The 17081-nt window shown below is 61.7% G+C and carries 15 protein-coding genes and 1 pseudogene; 8 read left to right on the forward strand and 8 right to left on the reverse strand.

The annotated features are described in order from the left end of the window. Positions 1–162: 162 nt before the first annotated feature. Genes ATY76_RS01315 through ATY76_RS01325 form a run of 3 tightly spaced genes read left to right on the forward strand, consistent with a single transcriptional unit; the run spans position 163 to position 3723 of the window. Entirely contained in the window at positions 163–1947 is a 1785-nt protein-coding gene (locus ATY76_RS01315; RefSeq protein ID WP_088672973.1) for a bifunctional alpha/beta hydrolase/class I SAM-dependent methyltransferase, read from the forward strand. Between the two features lie 10 nt (positions 1948–1957). After that, complete coding sequence (locus ATY76_RS01320; RefSeq protein ID WP_088672974.1) at positions 1958–3286, forward strand: phosphatase PAP2/dual specificity phosphatase family protein; 1329 nt, start codon at positions 1958–1960, stop codon at positions 3284–3286. Beyond that, a complete protein-coding gene (locus ATY76_RS01325; RefSeq protein ID WP_088672975.1) occupies positions 3283–3723 on the forward strand; it encodes a hypothetical protein in 441 nt (146 codons plus the stop codon). Before ATY76_RS01320 ends, ATY76_RS01325 begins: the two co-directional genes overlap by 4 nt. A 72-nt stretch (positions 3724–3795) precedes the next feature. Here ATY76_RS01325 and ATY76_RS01330 read toward each other — a convergent pair whose 3' ends face one another. Further along, on the reverse strand, positions 3796–4938 hold the full coding sequence (locus tag ATY76_RS01330) for an alpha-hydroxy acid oxidase (protein ID WP_088672976.1): 1143 nt from the start codon (positions 4936–4938) through the stop codon (positions 3796–3798). 306 nt (positions 4939–5244) lie between these two features. On the opposite strand from ATY76_RS01330, the pseudogene ATY76_RS01335 reads away from it, so the two are divergent. The 3 genes and pseudogenes from ATY76_RS01335 to ATY76_RS01345 form a co-directional block, all read left to right on the forward strand. Then, positions 5245–5706 (forward strand): annotated as a pseudogene (locus tag ATY76_RS01335) (transposase); the annotation flags it as partial. Between the two features lie 13 nt (positions 5707–5719). Next, a complete protein-coding gene (locus ATY76_RS01340) occupies positions 5720–5998 on the forward strand; it encodes a hypothetical protein (protein ID WP_088672977.1) in 279 nt (92 codons plus the stop codon). A gap of 262 nt (positions 5999–6260) precedes the next feature. Further along, positions 6261–6812: a hypothetical protein gene (locus tag ATY76_RS01345; protein ID WP_088672978.1), complete on the forward strand. Its 552-nt coding sequence runs from the start codon at positions 6261–6263 to the stop codon at positions 6810–6812. Positions 6813–7198: 386 nt separating this feature from the next. Here ATY76_RS01345 and ATY76_RS01350 read toward each other — a convergent pair whose 3' ends face one another. The 3 genes from ATY76_RS01350 to puuD are packed head-to-tail and all read right to left on the reverse strand — an operon-like array spanning position 7199 to position 10055. Further along, positions 7199–7459: a type II toxin-antitoxin system ParD family antitoxin gene (locus tag ATY76_RS01350; RefSeq protein WP_088672979.1), complete on the reverse strand. Its 261-nt coding sequence runs from the start codon at positions 7457–7459 to the stop codon at positions 7199–7201. Positions 7460–7473: 14 nt separating this feature from the next. Next, a complete protein-coding gene (gene guaD, locus ATY76_RS01355) occupies positions 7474–8820 on the reverse strand; it encodes a guanine deaminase (protein WP_088672980.1) in 1347 nt (448 codons plus the stop codon). Further along, positions 8817–10055 carry a urate hydroxylase PuuD gene (puuD, locus tag ATY76_RS01360; RefSeq protein WP_088672981.1) on the reverse strand — a complete coding sequence of 413 codons (1239 nt, stop codon included), beginning with the start codon at positions 10053–10055 and terminating at the stop codon, positions 8817–8819. Before puuD ends, guaD begins: the two co-directional genes overlap by 4 nt. A gap of 342 nt (positions 10056–10397) precedes the next feature. Here puuD and ATY76_RS01365 point away from each other — a divergent pair, with 342 nt between their 5' ends. Further along, positions 10398–10730 carry a hypothetical protein gene (locus tag ATY76_RS01365; RefSeq protein WP_088672982.1) on the forward strand — a complete coding sequence of 111 codons (333 nt, stop codon included), beginning with the start codon at positions 10398–10400 and terminating at the stop codon, positions 10728–10730. A 54-nt stretch (positions 10731–10784) separates the two neighbouring features. Here the strand turns inward: ATY76_RS01365 and ATY76_RS01370 are convergent, their stop codons facing one another. Next, positions 10785–11681, reverse strand: coding sequence for a LysR substrate-binding domain-containing protein (locus ATY76_RS01370; RefSeq protein ID WP_088672983.1), 897 nt, complete (start codon positions 11679–11681; stop codon positions 10785–10787). Positions 11682–11782: 101 nt separating this feature from the next. Here ATY76_RS01370 and ATY76_RS01375 point away from each other — a divergent pair, with 101 nt between their 5' ends. Further along, positions 11783–11977 carry a hypothetical protein gene (locus ATY76_RS01375; RefSeq protein ID WP_088672984.1) on the forward strand — a complete coding sequence of 65 codons (195 nt, stop codon included), beginning with the start codon at positions 11783–11785 and terminating at the stop codon, positions 11975–11977. Here ATY76_RS01375 and xdhC read toward each other — a convergent pair. The 3 genes from xdhC to xdhA all read right to left on the reverse strand — a co-directional run bounded on the left by xdhC (position 11953) and on the right by xdhA (position 17077). Continuing rightward, complete coding sequence (gene xdhC / locus ATY76_RS01380) at positions 11953–12765, reverse strand: xanthine dehydrogenase accessory protein XdhC (RefSeq protein ID WP_088672985.1); 813 nt, start codon at positions 12763–12765, stop codon at positions 11953–11955. The two genes, ATY76_RS01375 and xdhC, sit on opposite strands and share 25 nt — an antisense overlap. 252 nt (positions 12766–13017) lie before the next feature. Beyond that, positions 13018–15357 (reverse strand): xanthine dehydrogenase molybdopterin binding subunit, encoded by a 2340-nt coding sequence (gene xdhB, locus ATY76_RS01390; RefSeq protein ID WP_088672986.1) that lies wholly within the window; start codon positions 15355–15357, stop codon positions 13018–13020. 253 nt (positions 15358–15610) lie between these two features. Next, positions 15611–17077, reverse strand: coding sequence for a xanthine dehydrogenase small subunit (gene xdhA, locus ATY76_RS01395; protein WP_088672987.1), 1467 nt, complete (start codon positions 17075–17077; stop codon positions 15611–15613). Positions 17078–17081 lie beyond the last annotated feature (4 nt).

Below are 17081 nucleotides of genomic sequence, written 5' to 3' on the forward strand. Positions count from 1 at the left end.
ATCCCAGCTCCGGCGGTGCAGATCGTCGTACTTGCGGGGAGCCGATACTTCATGTCGGTTCTCGTATAGGGCTTACATTTGCGACTAGACTTTTGCAATGAATGCAAATCAGTGTTCCGCTAATGGTTGCAACTCATCCACCGATCAGAACTGGAGAAGACCGTGCTGCAAACTGCCGATAGTGGGCAACCGTCATCGACGGCGAGACCGATGCATGAATCCGAATTCGTCTCGCACGATGGGACGCGACTCTTTTATCGGATGTGGCCTGCGACCGGCACTTCACCGAAGGGCGCCATCATTCTTCTCCATCGCGGCCACGAGCATAGCGGTCGGGTCGCGCATCTCGCCACTGAACTCGGTCTCGATAATTTTGCCTTATACGCCTGGGATGCGCGCGGCCACGGGCGCTCACCGGGAGAGCGCGGCTATTCGCCATCCTTCGCTGCGTCGGTGCGCGACCTCGATTGCTTCGTCCGCCATGTCAGCGAGACAAGCGGAACTGCCGTCGAAAACATCGCCGTGATTGCCCAGAGCGTCGGCGCGGTCCTCGCCACCACCTGGATGCATGACTATGCGCCGCAAATCCGAGCGCTCGTGCTCGCCTCGCCGGCCTTCAGCGTCAAGCTCTACGTGCCTTTTGCAAGGGAAGGCATTGCGCTCTGGGAAAAACTCAAGGGGACATTCTTCGTCGATTCCTATGTCAAGGCGAGGTTTCTGACGCACGATCCGGAGCGCATCGCCTCCTTCGAGGCCGACCCATTGATCACCCGGCCGATCGCCTCCAACATTCTGTTGCAGCTTTATGAAGCGGCCGCCCGCGTCGTCGACGACGCCCGCGCCATCACCGTTCCGACCCAATTGCTGATCTCCGGCAGCGACTGGGTGGTGCGACATGCGCCGCAGCACCGGTTCTACGAAAACCTCGGCAGCCGCATCAAGGAGCGGCATGTGCTTCCCGGCTTCTATCACGACACACTGGGCGAGAAGGACCGCGCGATTGCGCTCGCCGAGGTCCGCCGTTTTATCGATGCGCGGTTCGCCGAGCCTCGGGCGCCTGCCGATCTTCGCACCGCCCATGTCCAGGGCTATACCAAGGATGAGGCCGACCGGCTCGCGAGCCCTCTGGACGCCATGTCCCCGCGCGGCATCTACTGGGCCCTCAGCCGTCTCAACATCAGGCTCGGCGCGCTGGTGTCGGAAGGTATAAAGACCGGCGTCAAGACCGGTTTCGATTCCGGCTCGACGCTCGATTACGTATACGAAAACCAGCCGCGCGGGCTCGGTCCCGGCGGGCGGTTGATCGACAACGTGTTTCTCGATGCGATCGGCTGGCGCGGCATCAGGCAGCGCAAGCTGCATTTGCAGGAACTGATCGACCACGGGCTTCAGCGCCTGAAAGCAGCCGGCCGCAGCACCCATATGCTCGACATCGCGGCCGGGCACGGCCGTTATGTCCTCGATGCTATCGAAACGGCTGCCGTGCGTCCCGATAGCGCGCGGCTACAGGATTATTCCCCGATCAACGTCGAGGCCGGCCGCAACAGCATCGCCGCGCGTGGACTGGGTGATTTCGTGAGCTTCCGTCAGCAGGATGCCTTTGACGGCGAGGGGCTGGCTGCGATCACGCCGGCTCCGGATCTGGCGATCGTCTCCGGCCTGTATGAACTCTTTTCCGACAATGCGATGATCGCCGCCTCGCTCGACGGGATCGCCCGCGCGATGCAGCCCGGTGGTCTGCTCGTCTACACCAACCAGCCATGGCATCCGCAACTGGAGATGATTGCCCGCGCGCTCACTTCCCACCGTGGCGGTCAGGCATGGGTGATGCGGCGGCGGACGCAGGAAGAAATGGACCAGTTGGTCGCCGCAGCCGGTTTCCGCAAGATCGAACAGCGTATCGACCAGTGGGGCATTTTCACCGTCTCGCTGGCGGAAAGAATTTGAGGGCAAGCCGTTGGGGCAGGCAGGTTCCACTCTTTCCCAGGCAGGGCCGGTCGCGAAGCGGGCGGCGCTCTGGCTCGTCTTCCTGGCGCCGTTCTTCTATCTGACCTATGGCGGTGCCAACTGGCTGGCATCGCAACGCGCTGATGTGCCGAACATCGCCTTTGGATGGGAAAGCGCCATTCCGTTCCTCGCATGGACGATCGTTCCATACTGGTCGATCAACCTGTTCTACGCGCTCTGCCTGTTCATCAACACGACCCCGCGCGATGTGGATATGCTCGCGAGGCGTTATCTGACGATCCAGATAATAGCGATCGCCTGCTTTATCGCGTTTCCGCTCGAAGCAACCTTCGTACGGCCGGCCACCAGCGGCCTGCCCGGTTTCATGTTCGCCGTCCTCGGCGGTTTCGATAAACCGTTCAACCAGGCGCCATCGCTGCACGTCGCGCTGCTGGTGGTGATCTGGGATCATCTGCGCGGCCGGTTGCCGCGCCGGGCGCGGCTTGTCTGGCACTTCTGGTGCTTCCTGATCGGCGCCTCCGTGCTGACGACGTGGCAGCATCACGTCATGGACATACCGACCGGCATCCTGCTCGGTCTGTTTGCCGCCTGGCTTTTTCCGCGCGATGCCGGTTCCCCTCTTGCGAATTTTGCTTTGAGCGGCGATCCGAAGTCGCGCCGTCTCGGCCTCTGCTATCTGTGCGGTGCCGTCGCGTTTCTCGGCCTTGCGGCGCTCTGCACCTCTCTATCGCCCGCTGCACTTCTGTTGCTCTGGCCGGCCGTTGCCCTGGCAATCGTCGCCGTCGGATATTTCGGCGCCGGGCCGCAGATATTCCTGAAACGTGCCGATGGCCGGGCCGCGCTTGCCAGCCGCTGGCTCCTGGCGCCTTACCGGCTCGGCGCCATTATCAATGTTTGGCTCTGGACGCGCAAAATGCCGGCATCGGTAGTGATCGCCGATGGCGTCCATCTCGGCCGTTTTCCGCGTCGCGACGAGGCCAACCGTTTTGCCACGGTGATCGACATCACCGGCGAACTTCAGCGCCCGAACGGGACGCTTGCACGCTGGTGCAGTTTTCCCGCCCTCGATCTTACCGGCCTCGACAAGGTCCAGGCGCGAGCCGCGGCCGATGTCATCGAAGCTGTGCGCCACCAGGGACCGGTGCTCGTCTGCTGTGCGCTCGGCTTCCAGCGCAGCGCCTGCGTCATCGCAGGCTGGCTGGTCATCAGTCGGCGTTGCGAAAATCCAGCCGAAGCGTTGCAGCTGATCGAACGCGCGGGACGGCGTGTTTATTTGCCCGCGGAAACGATCTATGCCGTGACCGAGGGCTCGCCATGACGCAGTGGAAAACCGCGGCCTCCGCGGCGGCGCGAAATCTCGGCCGCAATGCGATGTTCTGCGGGCTGGCAGCGCTGTTGCCGCTGATCGCCGGCCCGGTCACCGCGGGATATCGGGGTTTCGCGCCGGCGCTCGGCTGGCTCCTGATGCTCGATTTCTGCGGGATCGTGCTGGCGCTGGCGGTCCATCTCCTCTTCGACGCGCTGCTGTTTCGCCTCGCGTCGAGCCACGAGACGGAGGCCGCCGGCCTTGCCGCCGTAGACGACCTGCTGTTCCGGATGCAGCTTCGCAAGCCTGACGGGACGGCGCGTGGCTTGGAGAAGCGGATTGCCGGATCGCGCCGCATCGTCTGGCAGCAGCGTCTTGCGCTCGTCCTCTCTCTCGTGATTTTCGCGATCCTTCAGCTCAATGCGAGCGGCGGACAGCCGCCGGGCTGAGCAGCATGCCGTTGCGTGCGCGGCAGGGCTTGCCCGCCATTGGCGCGTTCAGGCGGTGCCGATTTCTCTGTTTCAGGCTTGTCTCGATATGATCGACGCGTTCACGTCGTTGATGTCGCGCTTGCCGCAGAGCGCCATGGTGATGTCCATCTCCTTGCGGATGATGGCGAGCGCCAGCGTGACGCCCTCCTTGCCCATGGCGCCGAGCCCGTAGAGGAAAGGGCGGCCGATATAGGTGCCTTTCGCGCCGAGTGCCACGGCCTTCAGCACGTCCTGGCCGGAGCGGATGCCGCCGTCGAGATGGATTTCGATGCGATCGCCGACGGCATCGACGATCGCAGGCAGCATATTGATCGAGGAGGGGGCGCCGTCGAGCTGGCGGCCGCCATGGTTCGAGACGATGATCGCATCGGCGCCGGTGTCGGCGGCTGCCCTGGCATCCTCCGGGTCGAGAACGCCCTTGATGATCAGCGGGCCGCCCCATTGTTCCTTGATCCAGGCAACATCGGCCCAGGAGAGCCGCGGATCGAACTGTTCATGCGTCCATGCGGCGAGCGAGGTGATATTGGAGACGTTCTTGGCATGGCCGATGATATTGCCGAAGCTGCGGCGCTGCGTCTTCAGCATATCAAGGCACCAGAAGGGCCGCGTCGCCACCTGCCAGACATGTTTCGGCGTGAATCTCGGCGGCGCCGACAGGCCGTTGCGCAGGTCCTTGTGGCGCTGGCCGAGGATCTGCAGATCGGCCGTCAGCACCAGCGCGGAGCATTTGGCGGCCTTGGCGCGGTTGATGAGGCCGAGAACGAAATCCTTGTCTCTCATCACGTAGAGCTGGAACCAGAAGGGGCGCGTCGTCACCGATGCGACGTCCTCGATCGAGCAGATGCTCATCGTCGACAGCGTGAAGGGAACGCCGAATTCTTCCGCCGCGCGCGCTGCCAGCATCTCGCCATCGGCATGCTGCATGCCCGTCATGCCGGTTGGCGCGAGAGCCACGGGCATCGACACCTTCTGGCCGATCATCGTCGTTTCCAATGTGCGGTCGGTCATATCGACCAACACCCGCTGGCGCAGCTTGATCCGGCTGAAATCGCTCTCATTCGCCCGATATGTGGATTCCGTCCAGGCGCCCGAATCCGCATAGTCGAAAAACATCTTCGGCACGCGGCGCTGTGCGAGCTTTTTCAGATCGGCAATGGTGAGCGGAGTGGCCATGAATGAACCTTCACATCGGAATTCGGCGATCCGGCGTAACATGGAATTCGTGGGAGAGTGAGGGGAATTCGAAGGTCTTCAACGGCGGCGATGCGGAAAAGCGATTATCCCTCCCAGCCAATATCGCGAAGGTCGCTGGCTCCATCGATGACGCACACGATATGAACGGCAGTGCTATCGCAGGAGTAAGAACAAGCCATCTTTCAACCACTGGAAGAAGCGCGTCTGCTGCCCGGATCGCCGCTGTCGCGCGTGCCTGCGCGGTTTCGCCATGATCTTTCCATCAAACCGAGTTCGGGTTTGGACGGAAGGCAAGCACGGTCAGCGCCTTTGATCGCAGACAAGCGGACCTGGCTCACGCAAATCGTGCCCGTGTCGCAGGCAAGTCGCCGCTCGGCGAAGCTCTCACCTATATCGCCAAATACTGGGATGGGCTCTGTGTCTTCCTGACTGACGGGCGCATTGAGATCGACAACAACACCGTCGAGAGAGCCATCAGACCGATAGCCCTGAACCGTAAGAATGCTCTCTTCGCCGGGCACGACGCCGGAGCGGAGAACTGGGCGGCCATCGCGTCCCTCATAGAGACCTGCAAAGCTCAATACTGTCGATCCGTTTGGCTACCTAGCTAGGACGCTCGCCGCCATCGTTAATGGTCACAAGCAGAGCCACATTGAAGGTCTCTTGCCGTGGAACTACCCCTCAATCTCCCCTTTGCAGACATTTGCTGTCGAGATACGCTTATCCGCGTCACTCTATGAGAGATAGAAAGGCGAGCCCCATGACGTCGCCGATTTTCAGAATTTTGCGGCTCTTCGATGAAGCTGGTATCCGCTATATGCTCAATAGATATCGCGAGGATACGATTGATGTGCATGCCACCCTTGTAGGTGAGCGCATCGAGCTTTCTATATTTGAAGACGGCCATGTCGAAATGTCTCGTTTCGTTGGAAACGAGGATGTCTTGGAAGGTGATCTTATCTACGAAGTCGTGGCGGCCTACGTTCAGGAAAACGCGGAATGGGAAAAGCGCGTGGGGGAACCAAATCAGGAGGCATGACCGCTGCTGCCGCGCCCGTATCGTTAGACGAACTCCCGCATCCATAAAGCATCTTGGTCAAGGCGCGACCGGGACACCGCTTACTGTCCACCTTCATTTTCCTGACTGGGATCTTTAACGCAGCTAGTTCCGTCCGTATCGTCGATTCATGCTCGGCGGATACCTGAGTAATTGAAATGCAGCGCAATCATTTGCACTTCATTCTAGCTTTGCATCAGAGTCATCTGATTACATGATGAGGCCGTCAAGATAGGGGCGATCGATGAAGTGCATCTCTGAACTTTTTATGGGATTGGCGGGAGCGACCTTGGTCGTCATTAGCGCAGTTCAACCGGCGAAAGCTAACAGTGACAATGGCGAAGACCCATCTTGTAAAATCGTCAACTTCGCATACGCGGCAACCATGAACGCTACCCGGTCGAGCGTGACGGCTTATGCCGAGCAGGACGATGGATCTTTAGTGTTCACTGCCGATTTGCGAACCCAGTTAGGTATTAATTATCTAAAAGATTCAACGCGAAAGCAATGGATCCGTTACCCACAGGCAAAGTGGGTTCCAGCGGACCGATTTGGTCCAAAAATAACTGACTGTGTATTTAAAGGTGATGAAAGTCACCTGGATATCGCAGCAAAGCACTATTCAGCTATCCGTCATGAGGGAACCCAGGTCTCTAAAGTGGATTTTTGGATTACGCATGACGATGGACGAATTGCAAAAATGCGAATTGGGCCGTGGGGAGTCAAGCTTAAGTTCGGACTGGGAGTAATTGAAATCCGGAAGTTCGATGACGAGGCATTGACCCCTCCGCTTTGATCCGCAGCCGCAACAGACTTGCGCTTCCATTCGAACGGTATGTCCGATGTTTTGTCGAAATCCTGAAGCGAAATTACATGCGCATATCAGTTCCACAGGATGCTGAAGCAGCGCTCCAATCGCGCTACGTCCAGTTTCCGTGAAAACCTTAAACCGCTGCGCCGGCACGTCTGAACTGGTGCTGTGTGTAAATCATGTCGTCATATGTCGAAGCCCCGTTCGGCAACAACATCAACAATCACACGCTGATCCGGAAGATGGGTCCATAACACCGCTTACGTCTATGATGGTATCGGCCATCGGCTGGCCGCTGCTGCCGGCGATCCACAGCCAAATGTCCAGAATGTCCGAGCGGCTCGGCCCGAGTAAAAAACCGCGGCCATCAATCAGGCTTTGGATGCGGCAAACCGCCGGCGCCCTTCGGCCTTCACGGCATCGATGTCCAGAGGGGCGAAATCTCCGCTTTGCATTCCATCGCGCCACGCATTCCGCAGGCGTTCGACTTCGCGGGCTTTTGCACTGTTGCGCTCCTCAAGCAGCCGCAGGGCTTCGCTCACGACGTCGCTCGAAGAGCTGTAACCGCCGGAATCGATCTTTCTCTTGATGTCGCTCGCCAGTTCATCCGGCAATGAAACAGTCAGGTCCATGAGGTTTCTCCTCATCAAACTATGGGAAGATCGGCGGATTTTTGCAAGTTCGCTCGGAGGGTCTTTTTCAACGCAACGCCTGCCACATAGGTTTCGGCGACCGCCCGGTCGTCGCCCATTGTCTGCAGGAGGAAGAGCTCCTCGGACAGGGTCTTCACCGTTTCCAGCTTCAGCGCCATGGCCGGGGTCGCGGCCGCATCGAGGACGACGAGGTCGGCTTCGGTGCCGGCGTCCAGCGTGCCGATCCGGTCGGCCAGCGACAGTGCCTCGGCATTGCCGCGCGTCATCAGGTAGTAGCTTTCCAGGGGGTTCAGCCGTTCTCCGAGCAGCTGCTGGATCTTGTAGGCCTCGTCCATGGTTTTCAGCATCGAATAGCTGGAGCCGCCGCCGATATCGGTTGCGACGCCAATGCGGACCGGCTTTTCACGGCGCGCTAGCGCCTTCAGCGGGAACAGGCCGGAGCCGAGGAAAAGGTTCGAGGTCGGGCAATGGATGGCGACCGAACCCGTCTCGCTCATGACATCGGCTTCGCGCTCTGAGAGATGGATGGCATGGCCGAAGAGGCTTTTCGGCCCGAGCAGGCCGTAGCGGGCATAGATGTCGGTATAGTCGGTCGCCTCGGGATAGAGCTCGCAGGTGAATTTGATCTCGTCGTGGTTTTCCGACAGATGCGTCTGGATGTGCAGGTCGGGAAATTCGCGGGCTAGCGTTGACGTCGCTTCCATCTGCGCCGGGGTCGAGGTGATGGCGAAGCGCGGGGTGATGGCGACATGGTTGCGGCCCTTGCCGTGCCAGTCCGCTATCACCTGGCGGGTCTCGTCGTAGCCCATCTCGGGCGTGTCGAGCAGGCCCTGCGGGGCGTTGCGGTCCATCATCACCTTGCCGCCGACCATGCGCATGTTGCGTTTCATCGCCTCGGCGAAGAAGGCGTCGGCGGAGGTCTTGTGCACCGAGCAATAGGCGACCGCCGTCGTCGTGCCGTGGCGGATCAGCTCGTCGTAGAAATGCGTGGCGATCCTCTCGGCATGCGCGCTTTCGACGAAGCGGCATTCCTCGGGAAAGGTATAGGTGTTCAGCCATTCGAGCAGGTTGGCGGCATAGGAGGCGATCACCTGCATCTGCGGAAAATGCAGGTGCATGTCGATGAAGCCGGGCATGATCAGATGCGGGCGATGGTCGATCTCGGCCGTGCCTTCGGCGGCCTTCGTCTTGACGTCGGCATAGGGACCGGCTGCGGCGATCAGCCCGTCTTCGATCAGCAGGCCGCCATCCTCCTCGTAGAGATAGCTCTGGCTGTCGGCCAGGCTCAGCGGCGCGCGATGAAAGGAAAGCAGGCGGCCGCGCAGGAGTGTTGTCGTCATTGTTTCTTGCCTTCGACTGCGCTTTCGAACCAGGCTACGAGCAGCTTGCGTTCGTCCGGCGTCATATCGGTCACGTTGCCGGGCGGCATGGCATGGCTGCGCCCCGCCTGTATATAGATTTCTCGGGCATGGGCGGCAATTTCCGCGTTGTGTTCGAGTATCACGCCCTTCGGCGGCCGCACGACGCCCTCATAGGCGGGCTCGGCAGCATGGCACATGGAACAGCGCGTCGAAACCAGCTGCTTGACGGCGGGAAAATGCGGATCGCCGGCGAATTGCTGGAAGGCGGGCGCCACTGCCGCCGCATCCGTCTCTCCCGTCAACAGCTTCGGCACGGTCGAAAGCCACATGATCAGGATGAAAAGGATGACGGTGACGATCCAGGTCCAGGTCGGCCGGCCTTTCCTGGCATGGGTGGTGTTGAACCAGTGGCGGATGGTGACGCCCATCAGGAAGACGAGCGCCGCGATCACCCAGTTGAACGCCGTGCCGAAGGCGAGCGGATAATGGTTCGACAGCATGAAGAAGATGACGGGCAGCGTCAGGTAGTTGTTGTGGAGCGAACGCTGCTTGGCGATCTGGCCGTATTTCGGATCGGGCGTGCGGCCGGCGATCAGATCGGCAACGACGATCTTCTGGTTGGGGATGATGATCATGAAGACATTGGCCGACATGATCGTCGCGGTGAAGGCGCCGAGATGCAGGAAGGCGGCGCGGCCGGTGAAAAGCTGCGTATAGCCCCAGGCCATGAAGACGAGCACGGCATAGAGCACCGCCATCAGCCCCCAGGTGTTGCGCCCGAGCGGGGATTTGCAGAGCAGGTCATAGACGAGCCAGCCGAAAGCGAGAGATGCCAGCGAGATCGCGATGGCGACCGGCGGCGTGATGTCGAGCACATGCCGGTCGATGAGGAAGAGGTCGGCGCCGCCGTAATAGACGATGCAGAGCATGAGAAAGCCGGAGATCCAGGTGAAATAGCTTTCGTATTTGAACCAGGTCAGGTGCTCCGGCATTTGTGCGGGCGCCACCAGATATTTCTGGATATGATAGAAGCCGCCGCCATGGACCTGCCATTCCTCGCCATAGGCGCCGGGCGGCAGATGCGGGCGTTTCACCAGTCCGAGATCGAGCGCGATGAAATAGAAGGACGATCCGATCCAGGCGATCGCGGTGATGACATGGAACCAGCGCGCCGCGAAGGCCAGCCATTCCCATGCTATGGCATATTCATACATCGAGTTCCCCTATCTTCCTCCGACTCGTGACATTGCGGAAATTTTGGCGGGGAGGGAAGAGGAGATTGAAGAACCGCACGGGGCCCCGGTTTCGGCCGCGGCGATCCTCAGGCAGCAATGGCATGATCACCGCGCTCTATAGGATCGGTTCATCGGCGATCTATTGTCATGTGCCTAAAAGCTGCCGAGAAGACCATGCAGTATTACTGTCTCATACTGGATCTGCTAAATTAGCAGATCGCGAAACTATCATGAGCGGATACAGTTAGGTTGCAGGCCGCCGGAATGACATAAGAACAGTTGGAAAAATCGGCGGCGCATTCATCGACGGAGAAGATGCCCATGCGCAGCATTCTGACGTGTTTGATGGTGGCATACGCATCGTTGGCGACAGCTCACGACGCACCTTCGGGGTGGAGTTATGACCCCTACTGTTGCAACGGCGACAGTCATAGTGGCGATTGCCAGATGATTCCGTCCAAAACCGTGGCGGTGACACCGAACGGATATCGCGTGACATTGATGCCGGGCGACCACCGGCTGGTCACGCATGCGCACGTCTTCCTGCTGCCTATGACGAAGGCGATGCAATCCGGCGATGGCGATTATCACCTCTGTCTGTTCCCCAACGAGAACACGCCGCGCTGCTTCTACGCCCCGGAAATGGGCTTCTGAAGCCGAAACCGTCGCTGGTCAGGCCCGGGGTGAGTTCTCCCGGGTCGTAGTGCTTTAATTCCCGGCGGCCTTCATCTCGTCGAGGATCCAATTGCGGAAGGCCTTGATCTTCGGCACGTTGCGGCGATTTTCGGGATAGGCGAGCCAATAGGCCTTGCCGTCGCTGCGCGTCAGCTCGAAAGGCTGGTAGAGCCGGCCGAGCGCGATCTCGGCTGCATAGAACGCGGGGTGCAGGATGGCGACGCCGTGGCCGGCCATCGCCGCATCGGCCTCCATCGCCTGCGATCCCAGCTGGTTGCGCGGGCGCCGGTCGAGATCCGTCTCCGTGACGCCGGCCGCTTCGAACCATTGTTTCCACCAGATATCGCCGGCGTCGAAAAGATCGAACTTCAGCAGATCGCGCGGCTCCCGGATGCCGCCGGCCGCTTCCGCCAGCTTCGGGCTCAGCATCGGCGTGAATTCCAGGCCCATCAGCCGGTGCAGGGCCAGCCCCGGCCAGTTGCCGTCGCCCCAGCGGATGCCGACGTCGATCTGCTCACGGGCGAAGTCGATGATATCAGAGGTCGCCTGAAAGCGTACCGCGATCGCCGGATGCTTCAGGTGGAAGGAACCGAGGCGCGGCGCCAGCCATTTCGAGGCGAAAGTATGGGTCGAACTGATGGCGAGCGTGCCTTCGACGCTGTCGCGCGCCGTCGCCATCGCGTCATGCAGCATGGCGAAGGCTTCGGTCACTTTCGGGGCCAGCCGCTCGCCGGTGTCCGTCAATGCGATCTGGCGTGGACGGCGCAGGAAGAGCGGCTCGCCGACATTGTCCTCCAGCAGTTTGATCTGATAGCTGACCGCGGTCTGCGTCATGCCGAGCTCATCGCCGGCCTTGGTGAAACTGCCGAGCCGGGCGGCGGCCTCGAAGACGCGCAGCGCATTCAGCGGAAACTGTTTCGAGAGTTTCATGGATAAGTTCTCTTGATGCAGGCAGACGGTCGTTCGATTGGAATTGCAGCATTTTTGCCGGCAAACTGCTACTCATACCATCAAACGGACGAGGTGATGTCATGGATTGCTTTGCTATCGACGAGAAGCGCTCGCAGCCGAGCATCGGTGTGTTCAAGCGTCTTGCCGGACGGCTGGTCGGCCGTTTCTGCCGGCTGCCTCGCCTCGATCTCGATGCCGCGCCTGATCGCGTCAAGCGCGATCTTGGCTTTCTCGATGGACGCGATCCGTTTTACGAGGACGCCTGTAAGCGATAGGCCGCCAGCGCCGTCAGGATGTCAGCAGCGGTCATGGCGGCGATGACCTCGGGGCGTTTGTCCCTCACCGCCGCGCCGCCGATCGGCAGCGTCAGCCGCTCCATCCAGCCCCGTTCGCCGCCTTCGCGGGAAAGCCAGCTTGCCAAGGTGGCGCGTTTGGTCGCTGACCCGATCATGCCGATATAGGCGAGATCCTCTCTCGCCAGCGCCTCACGGGCGATGAGAAAGTCCAGCGCGTGGTCGTGCGTCAAGATGACGACCGCGCCGCCGGCGGGGATATCCTTCACCAGCGCTTCCGGCATCGGTACCAGCCGGGTCTTCGTCGGGGCCGGCAGATTGGCGAGCTCTTCGTGCCGCGTTTCGACGACCGTTACCGACAGCGGCAGCGGCGCAAGAGCTGCGGCCAGCGCGTAACCGACGTGGCCGGCGCCGAAGAGATAGACTTCCGGCAGACGCTCGATCTCGCCGGCAAGCCTCGCATCGAGTTCGTCTTTCAACGTCGGCGTCAGACGGCGGAACCGCAACTGCGTGCGTCCGCCGCAGCACTGGCCGATCTCAGGGCCGAGCGGGATATCCATGGCAGTCGCGCCGCCGGTTCCCGCCAGCATCTCCCGCGCGTTGTGGATCGCCATGAATTCGAACTGCCCGCCGCCGATCGTGCCCCACAGCGCGGTCAGCGAGACGAGCATGAAGGCGCCGGTCTCGCGCGGGGTAGAGCCTTGGGTGGCGGTGATGTCAACGAAGATGCTGTCGGGGTGGGCGGCGAGGAAGGTTTGGAGGTCGTTCATGGGAAGATGGCCGATGGGTGTGCGGCTGTGGCACCCCCCTCTGTCCTGCCGGACATCTCCCCCACAAGGGGGGAGATTGGATGGGGTTGACGGCTTCCCCAAACAACTAAAGCGCTGCTACTCCGACACGGCTGATGGGGAGCGATAAGCCAACCTTTTGCCGATCTCCCCCCTTGTGGGGGAGATGTCCGGCAGGACAGAGGGGGGTGACACCCACCCCACCCGTTCTGTAACAAACCAGCCGGACGCATCCTAAACTCGCTTCATCCGCTCCACCGCCATCAGCACCCGTTCCGGGGTTGCCGGAGCGTCGAGCCTGGGGCAGACCCTGTAGTCCGCCACGCTTGCCACCGCCATCGACAGCGCTTCCAGCACCGAGATGGCCAGCATGAAGGGCGGTTCGCCGACGGCCTTGGAGCGGCCGATGGTGGCTTCGGCGTTTTCGGACCATTCGGCGAGGCGCACGTTGAAGATTTTCGGCCGGTCGGAGGCGAGCGGGATCTTGTAGGTCGATGGCGCGTGAGTGCGCAGCCGCCCCTTGTCGTCCCACCAGAGCTCCTCCGTCGTCAGCCAGCCCATGCCCTGCACGAAGGCGCCCTCGACCTGGCCGAGGTCGATCGCCGGGTTCAGCGACCGGCCGACATCGTGGAGGATGTCGGTACGGTCGATCAGATATTCGCCGGTCAGCGTGTCGATCGAGACTTCGGTGCAGGCGGCGCCATAGGCGAAATAATAGAAGGGCGTGCCGCGGCCGGCCTTGCGGTCCCAGTGGATCTTGGGCGTCTTGTAGAAGCCGGCGGCGGAAAGCTGGACGCGGGCGAAATAGGCCTGCTTGATGAAATCGGGGAAGGGGATCTCGCTTTCGCCGACGCGCACACGGTTGGGCAGGAAGACGACCTCGGAAGGAGCCACATCCCATTTCTCGGCTGCGAAGGCCGTGAGCCGTTCCTTGATCTGGCGGGCGGCATCATAGGCCGCCATGCTGTTCAGGTCCGAGCCGGAGGAGGCGGCGGTGGCCGAGGTGTTCGGCACCTTGGCCGTCGTCGTCGCGGTGATCTTGACCCTGTCGATATCGACCTGGAAACTGTCGGCCAGCACCTGCGCCACCTTGGTATAGAGGCCTTGGCCCATTTCGGTGCCGCCATGGTTCAGATGGATCGAGCCGTCCTGATAGATATGGACGAGGGCGCCGGCCTGGTTGAAGGCGGTCATGGTGAAGGAGATGCCGAATTTCACCGGCGTCAGGGCGATGCCCTTCTTGATATAGCGGCTGTCGCGATTGAAGCCGATGATGGCGTTGCGCCGCGCCCGGTATTCGGCCGTTTCCTCCAGTTCTTCGACGACGCGGGCGATGATATTGTCCTCGACCTCCTGATGGTAGGGGGTCAGCGTGCGGCCTGAGCCCGGCTGGCCGTAGAAATTCAGCTTGCGGATATCGAGCGGGTCCTTGCCGAGGGCATAGGCGATCTCCTCGATGACGCGCTCGGCGCCGAGCATGCCCTGCGGCCCGCCGAAGCCGCGGAAGGCGGTATTGGAGACCGTGTGGGTTTTCAGCGGTTTCGACTGCAACTGCACATGCGGGTAGAAATAGCTGGAATCGGCGTGGAAGAGGGCGCGGTCGGTGACGGGGCCCGAGAGATCCGAGGAGAAGCCGCAGCGGGCCGCGTAAGTGGCATCGACGGCGTGAATGCGGCCCTCGGTATCGAAACCGACCTCGTAATCGACCAGGAAATCGTGGCGCTTGCCGGTGGCGCTCATATCCTCGTCGCGGTCGGGGCGGAACTTGACGGCGCGGCCGAGTTTCTTGGCGGCGATGGCAGCGAGGGCTGCGAACTGATTGCCCTGCGTTTCCTTGCCGCCGAAGCCGCCGCCCATGCGGCGCACGTTGACCGTCACGGCATTGGAGGGGATATCGAGCACGTGGCCGACGATATGTTGGATCTCGCTCGGATGCTGCGTCGAGGACCAGACGGTGACCTCGTCGTCCTCGCCGGGGATTGCCACGGCGATATGGCCTTCGAGATAGAAATGCTCCTGCCCGCCGATGCGCATCTGGCCCTTCAGCCGCATTCCGGCATTCGGCATTTCCGTTTCCGGATCGCCACGCCGAAGCGTCATCGGCGTGATGACCAGCGGGCCGCCATTGGCGAGCGCGCCGTCGATATCGTGCCAGTGCGGGAGATCGCGATATTCGATCTTCGCCAGCCGCGCCGCGCGGCGCGCGGCCTCGCGCGTTTCGGCGATGACGGCAAAGATCGGCTGGCCATGGAACTGAACCAAGGTTTCGGCAAGCAGCGGCTCGTCATGGCTGCCGTTGGAACTGGTGTCGTTGATGCCGGGCACGTCCTTGCCGGTGAAGACCCAGACGACGCCGGGATGGGCCGCGACCGCGGAAAGGTCGATGCTGACGATTTCGGCATGCGCCCGGTCGGACAGGCCGAGCGCGCCGTGCAGCAGGCCTGCGGGTTCGGGAATATCGTCGATGTAATCGGCGGCGCCGGTGACGTGCTTATGCGCGGAATCATGGCGCAGCGAGCCGTGCATGGGGCCTGATATGACGACTTTGGGATCTTCGAAGGTGGACTTGTCCATTAGCGGTGTCCTTCGAGTGTGATGGTGTGGAATGAGGTTGCCTCGCACTCCCTCATTCCTGTGCTTGTCACAAGAATCCAGCCACCGCGCGTCGGCGCGGTGAACGACTCTCTGAGGCCGCGAAACGGGTCTTCCGCGCCCAAGGACTTGGGCGCACTGGATTCCTGTGACGAGCACAGGAATGAGGGAGAGGAGGAAGGCGCGGCTGCTCCGATCAAAACTTGCATTCCCGGCGTGCTTATTAGTGCCTCCATCACGCCACCTCCTCGAACCGCTTCAGCTCCGCCGGCGCGCCTACCGTTTCCAGGTAGAACCGCGTCAGCAGGTTCTTCGCCGTCAGCTGCCGATATTCCGCCGTGGCGCGCCAGTCGGTCAGAGGCTGGTAGTCGGCATCGAAGGCAGGGCGAGCGGCCTCGATCGTGGCTTCCGTCCACGGTTTGCCGATCAGCGCGGCCTCGACCGTCGGCGCGCGCTTCGGTGTCGCGGCCATGCCGCCGAAGGCGATGCGGATGTCGGTGACGATCTCGGCGTCGTCGAGGGTCAGAAGGAAGGCGCCGAGCACGGCGGTGATGTCCTCGTCACGGCGCTTGGTCACCTTGTAGGCGGCGAAGCGGCTGGTTCCCTTGGGATAGGGCACGAAGACGCTTTCGACGAACTCGCCGGGCCTGCGGTCCTGCTTGCCATAGGCGATGAAGAAATCTTCGAGCGGCATTTTGCGCTGGCCTCCGAGAGAGCGCAGCGTCAGCGTCGCGCCGAGCGCGATCAGCGGCGGCGGGCTGTCGCCGATCGGCGAGCCGTTGGCGATATTGCCGCCGATCGTGCCCATATTGCGCACCTGTTCGCCGCCGATGCGATCGATCAGCCGCCCGAGCGCCGGGATCTTTTTGGCGATCGCCGCGAAGGCGCCGCTATAGCTGACGCCGGCGCCGATGATGAGGCCATCTTCGCTTTCGGTGACCGACTGCAATTCGCTCAAATGATTGATGAAGACGACGGGGCTCAGCCGCCGCATCTGCTTCGTCACCCACAGGCCGACATCAGTCGAGCCGGCGACCACGGTCGCTTCGGGCTCCTCAGAGAGAACCTCGGCGAGCGCCTGGACAGAGGCCGGAACGATCAGCCTGTCCTCGCCGCTGCCAATCCTGATCGTGCCGCTCGCCTGCATGGCCCAGAGCCGCGCGATGATTTCCGAGCGGGTGCGCTCCAGCGGGTCGAAGAGCGCGCTCGGCCGCATCTGGCTCACCTGCTCGGCCGCTTTGACGATCGGTTCATAGCCGGTGCAGCGACAGAGATTGCCTTGCAGTGCCTTTTCGATCTCCCGGCGGCTGGGTTTTTCCTTCGTCAGCCACAGGCCGTAGAGCGACATGACGAAGCCCGGCGTGCAGAAGCCGCATTGCGAACCGTGACAGTCGACCAGCGCCTGCTGCACCGGATGCAGCGCGCCGTCGCGCCCGGCCAAGTGCTCGACCGTCACCACATGTGTGGCGTGCAGCGATCCTAAGAAACGGATGCAGGCGTTGACGGATTCATAGGTAAGCTTGCCATCGGCGAGCCGGCCGACGAGCACGGTGCAGGCGCCGCAATCACCTTCCGCGCATCCTTCCTTGGTGCCCGTCAGGCGCCGCTTCAACCGCAGGAAATCGAGAAGCGTCTCGGTCGGCCTGAGATCGGAGAGCGCGATATCCTCGCCATTCAGGATGAAGCGGATGCTGTCGTTCATGATA

Source organism: Rhizobium sp. R339, assembly GCF_002211395.1.
Classification (GTDB): domain Bacteria; phylum Pseudomonadota; class Alphaproteobacteria; order Rhizobiales; family Rhizobiaceae; genus Rhizobium.